Annotated in this window: 9 protein-coding genes; 7 read left to right on the top strand and 2 right to left on the bottom strand. The window is 74.4% G+C overall.

The annotated features are described in order from the left end of the window. The first annotated feature begins 218 nt into the window (after window positions 1–218). From DQ237_RS02450 to DQ237_RS02420, 7 genes are all read left to right on the top strand, one after another. Window positions 219–1,214 carry a phosphatase PAP2 family protein gene (locus tag DQ237_RS02450; RefSeq protein ID WP_113796731.1) on the top strand — a complete coding sequence of 332 codons (996 nt, stop codon included), beginning with the start codon at window positions 219–221 and terminating at the stop codon, window positions 1,212–1,214. Next, entirely contained in the window at window positions 1,211–1,969 is a 759-nt protein-coding gene (locus DQ237_RS02445; protein ID WP_113796730.1) for an NAD-dependent deacylase, read from the top strand. The genes DQ237_RS02450 and DQ237_RS02445 overlap by 4 nt, the downstream gene beginning before the upstream one ends. Before the next feature lie 38 nt (window positions 1,970–2,007). Continuing rightward, a complete protein-coding gene (locus DQ237_RS02440) occupies window positions 2,008–3,543 on the top strand; it encodes an AMP-binding protein (protein ID WP_113796728.1) in 1,536 nt (511 codons plus the stop codon). Between the two features lie 127 nt (window positions 3,544–3,670). Next, window positions 3,671–5,008: a C40 family peptidase gene (locus tag DQ237_RS02435; protein ID WP_113796726.1), complete on the top strand. Its 1,338-nt coding sequence runs from the start codon at window positions 3,671–3,673 to the stop codon at window positions 5,006–5,008. A 448-nt stretch (window positions 5,009–5,456) separates the two neighbouring features. Further along, entirely contained in the window at window positions 5,457–6,557 is a 1,101-nt protein-coding gene (locus tag DQ237_RS02430) for an AAA family ATPase (RefSeq protein ID WP_369832189.1), read from the top strand. Further along, the gene (locus tag DQ237_RS02425; RefSeq protein WP_113796722.1) at window positions 6,554–7,582 is read left to right on the top strand and encodes a DUF58 domain-containing protein; all 1,029 of its coding nucleotides are present in this window, start codon (window positions 6,554–6,556) and stop codon (window positions 7,580–7,582) included. Before DQ237_RS02430 ends, DQ237_RS02425 begins: the two co-directional genes overlap by 4 nt. Further along, complete coding sequence (locus DQ237_RS02420; protein ID WP_113796720.1) at window positions 7,579–8,535, top strand: VWA domain-containing protein; 957 nt, start codon at window positions 7,579–7,581, stop codon at window positions 8,533–8,535. The genes DQ237_RS02425 and DQ237_RS02420 overlap by 4 nt, the downstream gene beginning before the upstream one ends. Window positions 8,536–8,641: 106 nt before the next feature. Here DQ237_RS02420 and DQ237_RS02415 read toward each other — a convergent pair whose 3' ends face one another. Together DQ237_RS02415 and DQ237_RS02410 are read right to left on the bottom strand one after the other, a co-directional pair. Next, window positions 8,642–9,613, bottom strand: a complete 972-nt coding sequence (locus DQ237_RS02415; RefSeq protein ID WP_113796718.1) for an NADPH:quinone oxidoreductase family protein — start codon at window positions 9,611–9,613, stop codon at window positions 8,642–8,644. 484 nt (window positions 9,614–10,097) lie between these two features. After that, window positions 10,098–10,904 carry a class I SAM-dependent methyltransferase gene (locus DQ237_RS02410; protein ID WP_113796716.1) on the bottom strand — a complete coding sequence of 269 codons (807 nt, stop codon included), beginning with the start codon at window positions 10,902–10,904 and terminating at the stop codon, window positions 10,098–10,100. Between the last annotated feature and the right edge of the window lie 109 nt (window positions 10,905–11,013).

Genomic DNA, 11,013 nt, shown 5'->3' with positions numbered 1-11,013 from the left:
TCCCAGCTCAGCGGCGGAGATGACCGGTCAGGCGACCCTTCCCTCACCCGGTGACCTGCATCACGTCGGACGAAACCCGGTGCGGGCCGCCGAATCGACGTTCCGGGGGCGTCCCACCCGCTCACGACGGCCCCTCCTGTCACTCGCGCGGCGGAATCCGCGGCGTGCCGCGGTCGAGCGCCCCACGGTCGCCGTGGGCGCCGTTACCGTCCCGCGCCATGACCGCGGTCGAGTTGCCGGCGCCCGTCCTGGCCCCCGTGTCCTCCGGCGTCGAGCCGGCCGGCGCACGGCGGCGTCGCGCCGCGGTGGTCGCCGCCGCGCTGTGGACCGGGCTCGCGGTGGCCTTCGCGGTCACCTGTGCCGTGCGGGGGTTGCCGACCGACCGCGTCGTCCTGCTCGGGTGGGTCCTGGCCGGGCTCGGCGTGCACGCGGCGAGCCAGGGACCGCGGCGGCTGGCCGGGCTGCTCGTGGACTGGCTGCCGCTGGTCGGGGTGCTGCTCGCCTATGACGCCAGCCGCGGGCTGGCCGACGGGCTGGGCATGCCGGTGCACGTCGAGGAGCTCGCCTCCGCCGACCTCTGGCTGGGTGGGGGAGTGCTGCCCACCGTGTGGTTGCAGGACCACCTGCAGGCCGACTGGTGGCGGGCGCTCGCGACGCTGGTCTACAGCAGCCACTTCGTCGTGACGCCGGTCGTCCTCGGCGTGCTGTGGGTGCGGGACCGGCAGCGCTGGGCCCCCTGCGCCCGCCTGGTCGTCGCGCTCTCCGTGGCCGGGCTGGTGACCTACGTGCTGTACCCGGCGGCGCCGCCGTGGCTGGCCGCCCGCGACGGCGTCATCGAGCCCGTCGAGCGGATCAGCGGCTCCGGCTGGGAGGTCCTGGGGCTGCCGCGGGCCGGCGTCCTCCTGCACCACGGCCAGGGCCAGGTGAACCTGGTGGCGGCGATGCCGTCGCTGCACACCGCCTTCGCCGTGCTGATGTGCGCGGTCCTCCTGCCGCTCGCGCGTCGGCAGTGGCAGCGCGTGGCCCTGGTCGCCTACGCCGTGCTCATGCCGGTCGTCCTGGTCTGGGGCGGCGAGCACTACGTCGTCGACACGCTGCTCGGTGCCGCCTACGCCGTCACCGTCTTCCTCGCGATGCCGTCGCTGGAGCGCGCCGGCCGGACGGTGCTGCACCGGGCGCGCGGCGCCGCGCCCGCCCTACCGTGGCGGGCGTGACCGGCGCCGTCCCCGACCCCCTGCCCGACTGGCTGACCTCGGCCACCCGCATCACGGTGCTCACCGGCGCCGGCATCTCCACCGACAGCGGCATCCCCGACTACCGCGGGCCCAAGGGTGTCTGGACCCGTGACCCGGACGCCGAGAAGCTGGTGACGCTCTCCTACTACCTGGCCGACCCGGACGTCCGCCGCCGGTCGTGGCTGATGCGGCGCGACCTCCGGGACGCCCACCCCCGGCCCAACGCCGGGCACGCCGCGCTGGTGGAGCTGGAGCGGCAGGGCCGGCTGCGGGCGCTTGTCACCCAGAACATCGACGGGCTGCACCAGGCCGCCGGCTCCGACCCCGAGCGGGTGCTCGAGGTCCACGGCACCGTTCACCAGGTCGTCTGCACCGCCTGCGGCGACCGGACGCCGATGAGCGCGGCGCTGGACCGGGTCGCGGCAGGGGAGCACGACCCGGCGTGCCGCGTCTGCGGCGGCATCCTCAAGTCGGCCACGGTGTACTTCGGCGAGATGCTGGAGGAGCGGGTCATCGGGGCCGCGGCCGACGCGGCGGCCGACTGCGACGTCCTGCTCGCCGTCGGCACCTCGCTGACCGTCCACCCTGCGGCGGGGCTGGTCGACCTCGCCGCCCGGTCGGGGGCGCGGGTCGTCGTCGTCAACGCCGAGCCCACGCCCTACGACGACGTCGCCGACCTGGTCGTCCGCGAGCCGATCGGCGCCGCCCTGCCGAAGCTGGTCGCACGCGGATAGCGTGACGGGGACCACGTCCCCAGCACCCGGGAGCCGGCATGCGCGTACCCCTCACCACCCGTGACTTCCTGGACCGTGCCGAGCTCGTCTACGGCGACCGGGTCGGTGTCGTCGACGAGCCGGTGCAGCCCGCCCCGTCGCTGGGCGAGGTCTCCTACCGGGAGGTGGCCCGCCGCGGCCGGGCCCTGCAGGCAGGCCTCGACGCCCTGGGCATCGCCGAGGGGGAGCGGGTCGCGATCGTCAGCCACAACTCCGCCCGGCTGCTCGAGCTGCTCCTCGCGGTGCCGTCGTCCGGGCGGGTCGCGGTGCCGATCAACTTCCGGCTGCAGCCCGAGGAGGTCGAGTACATCGTCGGGCACTCCGGTGCCCGCGTGCTGCTGGTCGACCCGGAGCTCGAGACGGCGCTCAAGGGCGTGCAGGCCGAGCACCGGTTCGGCACGGGGGAGGAGTACGAGCAGCTGCTCCGGTTCGACACCGAGCCGCGCCCGTGGACCGAGCCCGACGAGGACGCCACCGCCACCATCAACTACACCAGCGGCACGACGGCGCGGCCCAAGGGCGTGCAGATGACCCACCGCAACATCTGGGTCAACGCCGTCACCTTCGGCATGCACATGCAGATCAGCGACCGCGACGTCTACATGCACACGCTGCCGATGTTCCACTGCAACGGCTGGGGGCTGCCCTACGCGATGGCCGGCGTCGGTGCCCGGCAGGTGGTCATCCGCAAGATCGACGGCGCGGAGATCCTGCGCCGCGTCGAGCAGCACGGCGTCACGATGATGGCCGGCGCGCCGGCGGTCTGGAACGCCGTGCTCGACGCCGCCGCCGAGTGGGACGGCGAGGTCCCCGGGCGCGACCGCGTGCGGCTGGTCGTCGCCGGGGCACCGCCGCCCTCGCGCACCATCGCCCGCATCGAGGCCGAGCTCGGCTGGGAGTTCAACCAGATCTACGGCCTCACCGAGACCGCGCCGCTGCTCACCATCAACCGCGGCCGCGAGGAGTACGACCAGCTGGACGCCGAGGAGCGCGCCAAGCGGCTCTCACGCGCCGGCGTCCCGTCGCTGGGCACCCGCCTGCAGGTCAGCGACACCGGCGAGGTGCTCGCCCGCAGCAACACCGTGCTCGCCGGCTACTGGGAGAACCCCGACGCCTCGGCCGAGGCGCTGGAGGACGACTGGTTCCACACCGGGGACGGCGGGTCGATCGACGACGCCGGCTACCTGACCATCTCCGACCGCAAGAAGGACGTGATCATCACCGGCGGCGAGAACGTCTCCTCGATCGAGGTCGAGGACGTCGTGTTCAGCCACCCGGCCGTCGCCGAGGTCGCGGTCATCGGCATCCCGGACGACAAGTGGGGCGAGCTGGTGACGGCGATCGTCGTCCTGGCCGAGGGGGAGCAGGCGAGCGAGGCGGACATCATCGCCCACTGCAAGGCGCGGATGGCCGGCTACAAGGCGCCCAAGCGGGTCGAGTTCCGCGACCAGCTGGCCCGCACGGCGACGGGCAAGATCCAGAAGTTCAAGCTCCGCCAGGACTTCTGGGGCAGCTCCGAGCGCCAGGTCAACTGACGCCCGTCACCCTCTCGTGTCTTCTCACCCCTCGGGGTGAGAAAGGTTCACCGGGCCCGCTCAGCGGTCCGATGGCTCCTGTGGGACGCCCGTCCGGGCGCCCCGGAGTCGTCGGGAAGAGGCAGTCGTGGGCAGCGGAACGCGGAACAGCACGGCGGGGACCGGCAGTGCCCCGTCCGGCGCGGTCGAGCGCACCGGAGGTCGGACGGCCCTGCGGGTAGCAGGGACGGTCCTGGCGACGGCGTTCGTCGTCGGGTTCACGCCCGCCGTCGCCGACGCCGCACCCAAGCGCCCCAGCGACAGCCAGATCGCCCAGGCCAAGGCGCAGGCCGACGCCGTCGCCGACCGGATGGGCGAGCTCTCCGGCCGGCTGGCCGCCGCGCAGGCGCAGGCGGAGTCCGCGCGCGCCGAGGCGGCCCTGGCCCTCGACGAGTACCAGGCCACGCAGGAGCAGTTCGAGGCGGCGCGGGTGAAGGCCGAGGCCGCGGCCGCCGCTGCCGCCCAGGCGGAGGCCGAGCTGGCCGTCGCCCGCGACGAGGTCGTCGCCTTCGCGCGCCGCAGCTACATGCAGGGCAGCACCCTGCCCGGCGCCGCCGCGCTGATCACCTCCGGCGACCCGGGCCAGCTGATCGAGCGGGCCGCGCTGCTGGAGGCCGCCGGCACGCACCGCACCGACGTGCTCGGCGTGGTCACCGTCGCCGAGGCCCAGGCGCAGCAGGCCGAGACCGTGGCGCAGGTCGCGCTCGTCCAGGCCGACCAGCTTCAGGCCGAGGCCGCCGCGACCCTCGACATCGCCCGGACCGCCGAGATCTCCGCCCGCGCGCAGGAGGCCTCCGTCGCCACCGAGCGCGCCCAGGTCGAGGTCGAGCTGCAGGCCGCCCAGCAGGAGCTCAGCACCCTCGTCGGCGCCCGTGCCGCTGCCGACCGCGCGGCCGCCGTCCGCGCCGTCGCGACCCCGGCGCCCGCCCCGGCCCCGGCCCCCGCTCCCGCCCCGGCGCCGCGTACCGGTGGCACCGCCCCGGTCAGCCCGCCGTCGAGCGCCGGTGACGGCGACGCGTCGCAGGCCCAGCGGGCGATCGACGCCGCCATGGCCTACCTCGGCACCCCCTACGCCTGGGGTGGCGGTGGCACCCGCGGCCCCGGCCCCGGCCAGGACCCGGACGAGGGCATCGTCGGCTTCGACTGCAGCGGGCTGACCCAGTACGCCTACGCCCGCGCCGGCATCTCGATCCCGCGCAACAGCCGCGCGCAGTACGCGTCGCTGCCCAAGGTCTCCAGCGACGACCTGCAGCCGGGCGACCTGGTCTTCTGGGGCACCGACTCGGACAACCCCGCGTCGATCACCCACGTGGCCATCTACCTGGGTGGCAACCGGGTGGTGCAGGCCCCGCAGAGCGGCGACGTCGTCAAGGTCTCGTCGATGTGGTGGCGCGGCTACGTCGGCGCCGTGCGCCCGACCGCCTGAGCGACCCGACCCTCCGGACGGAAAAGCCCCGCCGGTGCCGAGGGCACGGGCGGGGCGGAGATGAGGCGTCGGGCAGCCACGGGGGGAGCTGCCCGACGCACCCGAAAGGCTAGCAGCCCGGACGCTCCCCGGGCAGGGGTCCTGCGCGCCGGCCGTGGACGATTCCGTCCGGATCCGGCGCCGCCGCAACTCGTCGGTCGTGGCGAGTGGCCGGGTCCCGATCGTGTAGGACACTGGACGAGGGGCCGGGACGACACCGCCCTGTCGAGGTCGCTCCGCGCAGGGGTGGCACCGGCCCGGGACGATCAGGGAGCCCCGTGAGCGAGTCCGCACGCGTTCCGTCCAGCACCGCACCGTCGGGCACGACGACGTCCCCCGAGGTGCTCGCGTGACCGCCCCGGTCGGCAACGCGCCCGCCCCGGTGCCGCCGTCGGCGGACGCCGCCCGGCTGGAGCGGGTGCTGTTCGAGATCAAGCGCGTCATCGTCGGTCAGGACCGGCTGGTGGAGCGGATGCTGGTCGCGCTGCTGGCCCGCGGCCACGTGCTGCTGGAGGGCGTGCCCGGCGTGGCCAAGACCCTCGCCGTCGAGACGCTGGCGACCGTCGTCGGCGGCAAGTTCGCCCGCCTGCAGTTCACCCCCGACCTGGTGCCGGCCGACATCCTCGGCACGCGCATCTACAAGGCCGGGCAGGACGCCTTCGACACCGAGCTCGGCCCGGTGTTCGCCAACTTCGTGCTCACCGACGAGATCAACCGCGCACCGGCCAAGGTGCAGTCGGCGCTGCTGGAGGTCATGGCCGAGCGGCAGGTGTCCATCGGCGGCGTCACGCACCCGCTGCCCGACCCCTTCCTGGTGCTGGCCACGCAGAACCCGATCGAGTCCGAGGGCGTCTACCCGCTGCCCGAGGCGCAGCGCGACCGCTTCCTGATGAAGGTGCTCGTGGACTACCCGAGCGCCGAGGAGGAGCGCGAGATCATCTACCGGATGGGCTCGCAGCCGCCGGTGCCGGAGAACGTGCTGGACCCCGACGAGCTCCGCCGGCTGCAGCGGACCGCCTCGCAGGTCTTCGTGCACCACGCGCTGGTCGACTACGTCGTGCGGCTCGTCGTCGCCACCCGGTCGCCGCGGGAGCACGGCATGGAGGACGTCGCGAACTGGGTGTCCTACGGCGCCAGCCCGCGTGCCTCGCTCGGCCTCATCGCCGCCAGCCGTGCGCTGGCGCTGGTCCGCGGGCGCGACTACGTCCTGCCGCAGGACGTGCTCGACGTGACCGCCGACGTGCTGCGGCACCGGCTGGTGCTCTCCTACGATGCGCTGGCCGACGGCGTCCCCGCCGACCACATCATCAAGCGGATCATCCAGACCGTCCCGCTCCCGCAGGTCGCCCCGCGCCAGCAGGCGACCGGCGGTGGCCCCGGCGCGCCGGGCGGCCCCTCGGTGCCCGCGCCTTTCTACGGCCCGCCGCAGGGCGCGCCCCACGGTGCCCCCGCCTGGCCGGCGGCGCCGCAGGGCCCCAACGGGCACGGCCCCGGGGCCCACCCGGCGTGATCCGTCGCCGTCGCCGGGAGGAGCCGCTCCCGGCCGCACCCGCGCACCCGGGGCTGCTCCTGCACCCCGCGACGCCGGGGTCCGCCGCGGCTGCGACCGGGGGCGAGGGTGCCCCGCCCCGGTTCGCCGACGGCCCGGCCGACGTCCTGCTCCGGCGCCTGGAGCTCACCGTGCGGCGCCGCCTGGACGGGCTGCTCCAGGGCGACCACCTCGGTCTGGTGCCCGGTTCCGGCAGCGAGGCCGGTGACTCCCGCACCTACCACCCGGGGGACGACGTCCGGCGCATGGACTGGCCGGTCACCGCCCGCACCCAGGTGCCGCACGTGCGGGAGACCATCGCCGACCGGGAGCTGGAGACCTGGGCGGTCGTAGACCTCTCGGCGAGCCTGGACTTCGGCACCGCGAACTGCCAGAAGCGCGACCTGGCGATCGCCGGGCTGGCCGCCGTCGGTCACCTGACCGTGCACGGCGGCAACCGCCTGGGCGCCGTCGTCACCACGGGGGAGCGGGTCGACCGGTACCCGGCGATGCCGGGGCGGCTGGCGGCCGAGCGGTTGCTGCGCTCCGTAGTCGCCACGCCCCGCGCCACCGGAGGACGGCGGGGCGACCTGGCGCAGGCGCTGGAGTCGCTGCGCCGCCCGCACCGGCGGCGTGGCCTCGTCGTCGTCATCTCCGACTTCCTGGGTGACGGCGACTGGGAGCGGCCGCTGCGCGGGCTGGGCACCCGCCACGACCTGCTCGCCGTCGAGGTCGTCGACCCGCGCGAGCTGGAGCTGCCCGACGTCGGCTTGCTGACCGTCGTCGACCCCGAGTCCGGCCAGACTCTCGAGGTGCCCACGGGCAACGCGGAGTTCCGCGCCCGGTACGCCGAGGGCGCCGCCGCACAGCGCGAGCAGGTGGCCGCCGCGCTGCGCCGGGCGGGTGCCGGGCACCTGCAGCTGCGGACCGACCGCGACTGGCTCATGGACGTCGTCCGATTCGTCGCCGACCGCCGGCGCGCCGGCAGCGGAGGGGCCTCCCGATGACCTTCCAGTCCCCGTGGTGGCTGCTGGCGCTGCTGGTTGTCGCACTGCTCGTGGGCGTCTACGTGCTGCTGCAGCTGCGCCGGAAGGCCTACGCCGCCCGGTTCACCAACGTGGCGCTGCTCGGCACGCTCGTGCCCAAGCGGCCCGGCTGGAAGCGGCACCTCGCCTTCGGCATCGTGGCGCTCGGCCTGGCCGTGCTGGTCGTCTCGCTCGCCGTGCCCAGCACGGAGGTACGGGTCCCGCGGGAGAAGGCGACCGTGATCATGGCCGTCGACGTCTCCCTCTCCATGGAGGCCAAGGACGTCGAGCCGACCCGGTTCGCGGTGATGAAGCGGGCGGCGACGGACTTCGTCGACGTGCTGCCCGAGCGGATCAACCTGGGGCTGGTGTCCTTCGCCGGGACGGCGACGACCGTCGTGCCGCCGACGACGGACCGCGGTCAGGTGGCGGTGGCGATCGACAACCTCGACCTGGCCGAGGCGACGGCGATCGGTGAGGCGATCTTCACCTCGCTCTCGGCGATCGAGAACTTCCAGGCGTCGCTGGAGAGCTCGGGGGAGGAGCTGCCCCCGGCGCGGATCGTGCTGCTCTCCGACGGCTCCAACACCGTCGGCCGGGCGAACACCCAGGCGATCGACGCGGCCCGAGCGGCCGGGGTGCCGGTCTCCACGATCGCGTTCGGCACCGACTACGGCACCCTCGACATCGAGGGGGAGAACGTGCCGGTGCCGGTCGACCGCGGCTCCCTGGAGCAGATCGCGGACGAGACGGGTGGCAGCTTCAGCGAGGCGGCGAGCGCGGCCGAGCTGGAGGCGGTCTACAAGGACCTGGGCAGCCAGATCGGCTACACGACCGAACCCAAGGACATCAGCCCGTGGTTCGTGCGGGCCGGCGTCCTCGTCGTCCTGGTCGGGGCGGTGCTCAGCCTGTTCTGGACCAACCGGCTCGTCTGAGCGGCACCGGTCGTGCCGACGGCCGCTCCGTGGGTCAAGCCGCACGGGCCGACGTCCAGCCGCGCCGTGACGCGGCCGGACGTCAGCCCGCGAGGGTCGAGCCGGGCTACCGGCTCGGGTCGAGGACGAGCTTGCCGGTGGTGCGTCGGGCGAGCAGGTCCTCGTGCGCCCGGGCGACCTCGGAGAGCGGGTAGCGGCCGCCGACCACCGGCTTCAGGTCGCCGGCGTCGACGAGGGCCAGCAGGTCGGTCATGGCGGCGTCCATCATCTGCGGGCGGGCCATGCAGTGCGCCAGCCAGAAGCCGATGACGGCGCGGCTCTTCTGCATGAGCATGCCCGGGGGCACGGCGCGGGTCTCCTGGCGTGCGGCCATGCCGTAGGCGACCAGCCGGCCGAAGGGGGCCAGGGCGGACAGTGACCCGGCGAAGACGTTGCCGCCGGTCATCTCCAGCACGATGTCGACCGGCTTGCCGCCGTTGGCCTCGCGGAGCGCCCCGGTGAACGCCTTGGGGTCCTCGTCGGCCAGCGCCGGGTCGACGGTGGCGTGCGCGCCGAGCTCCTCGGCGAGCTTCCGCTTCTCGGGGGAGGAGGCGGTGGCGATGACCCGCCCGGCGCCCCACCGGCGGGCCAGCTGCACGGCCAGCGATCCGACGCCACCGGCACCGGCGATGACGACGACGGTCTCGCCCTCGGCCAGGTGGGCGCTGGTGCGCAGCAGGTGCCAGGCGGTGGAGCCCTGGAGGACGACGGCCAGCGCCTGCTCGTCGGTGACGCCGTCGGGCACGGCCCAGGTGAGGAAGTCGTGCGCGGCGACCTTCTCCGCGTAGCCGCCGCCGTCGAGCAGGCCAACGACCCGCTGACCCCCACCGACCGGGGTGCCGACGAACTCCGCGCCGGGGGTCAGCGGCAGCTTCTGCTCGGCGAGGTAGCTGTTCTCGATCTGGTGGGTGTCGGCGAAGTTGATGCCGGCGGCGGAGACGTCGTAGAGCTTCTGCCCCGGAGCGGCCTCCGGCTCCGGGATGTCGACGACGTCGAGGACCTCGGGCCCGCCGAAGCGGGTGATCTGCACAGCACGCATGCCGTGACCCTAGGCCGTTCGTTGCGTGCGCCTCCGGAGTCCGGAGTCGTCGCGACGTCACCCGCCCCGTGGTTGCCGACTGCCTCGACGCGCCCGCTCGAGGACGCCGTGGACCTGGCGACGACGATGTGGGCGCAACCCGTTGTCGGGCGCAGGTCGGGGCGGGCAAGGTGTGCGGAATGCGGTGGGGGCGGCGGGGAGATCCAGGGTCCGAGCGCACGAGCAGCGCTGTGCGCCTCCTCCTGGCAGAGGCATCCGCCTTCCTCTCGGCCGAGTGCGCCGCGAAGGCCGAGGAGATGCTGAGGGTCTGCGAGCCGGACCTGGCCCTGGAGTGGATCGCGTGGGACCTTGGCCCCCCGCGCGGACGAGCTGCCTGCGGACCTCGTCCGGTCCATCCCGGTGGAAGCGCGCGACGTGGGACCGTTGCCACCCGTCTTCGAGACGTAGAGATCGTGCCCCCTGGAGGCCGGGCTGCGCGCGAGGGTCAGTGCGCCACGGCTGCGGCCTCGATCCAGCCGGTGCGCCCGGTCATCACCCCCGGCCCGAACTCCCGACGCAGGGCCTCGGCCGCGATCCGCGTCGCCTCGACCAGCGACACCCTGGGATGGGCCTCGATCGCGGCGCGCAGCGGGGTTCCCTGGCAGTAGGCGACGGCTGCGTCGTCGGCCGTGGCGGTGCTCGTACCGCGGACCTGCTCGATCGTCAGGGAGGCGAAGCCGGCCTGCAGCACGTCGTCCTCGATGCGGGCCGTGTCGGCGTAGCCGTGCGGAACCCGTGCCATGAAGTCGAGGGAGTCGTCCCCGGTCAGCTCCCGCAGGGCCTGGTCGACCACGCGGGCGAAGTCGTTCGTCGCGAGCGACTCCCACACGGCGAGGACCAGGGACCCTCCCGGGCGCAGCACCCGGTGCGCTTCCCGGTGGCCGCGGACCCGGTCGGGGAAGAACATGACCCCGAACTGGCAGACCACGACGTCGCACCACGCATCGTCCACCGGGAGGTCGAGTGCGTCGGCCTGCTGGAAGCGGACCCGGTCGCTGGTCCCGATGGTCGACTCGGCGCGATCCAGCATCGGCTGGTGCACGTCCGTCGCGAGCACCTCGGCGCCAGGGCAGGCGTCGAGCAGCGCGGCGGTGAGCACCCCCGTTCCGGCAGCGGTCTCCACGATCCGGGCGGGCGCGGCCGACGCGACGCGACGCGCCAGGGAGGCCGCGGGCTCGGTGAAGATCATCGGGACCATCAGCCGCTCGTAGAGCTCCGGGACCGACCCGGTGAACTCGACGTCGTGCGCCATCGGCCGACGGTAGAACCGGCCGCACCCTTCGGACAGAGCTTCGGTGCTGATCGGTCGAGACGGCCGCGCCGGAACCCGTCGCGGGCGGCGCGCCGCCCGCGCTAGCGTC

Origin of the sequence: Blastococcus sp. TF02-8 (assembly GCF_003319175.1) — a bacterium.
GTDB lineage: Bacteria > Actinomycetota > Actinomycetes > Mycobacteriales > Geodermatophilaceae > Blastococcus.
The sequence above is the reverse complement of the archived record's forward strand: the minus strand, read 5'-3'. Positions and strand labels throughout refer to the sequence as shown.

What these genes read in the sequence shown, in the direction of transcription:
- DQ237_RS02450 (WP_113796731.1), top strand. Translation starts at nt 219, where the DNA reads ATGACCGCGGTCGAGTTGCCGGCGCCCGTCCTGGCCCCCGTGTCCTCC.
- DQ237_RS02440 (WP_113796728.1), top strand. Translation starts at nt 2,008, where the DNA reads ATGCGCGTACCCCTCACCACCCGTGACTTCCTGGACCGTGCCGAGCTC.
- DQ237_RS02420 (WP_113796720.1), top strand. Translation starts at nt 7,579, where the DNA reads ATGACCTTCCAGTCCCCGTGGTGGCTGCTGGCGCTGCTGGTTGTCGCA.
- DQ237_RS02415 (WP_113796718.1), bottom strand. Translation starts at nt 9,613, where the DNA reads ATGCGTGCTGTGCAGATCACCCGCTTCGGCGGGCCCGAGGTCCTCGAC.
- DQ237_RS02410 (WP_113796716.1), bottom strand. Translation starts at nt 10,904, where the DNA reads ATGGCGCACGACGTCGAGTTCACCGGGTCGGTCCCGGAGCTCTACGAG.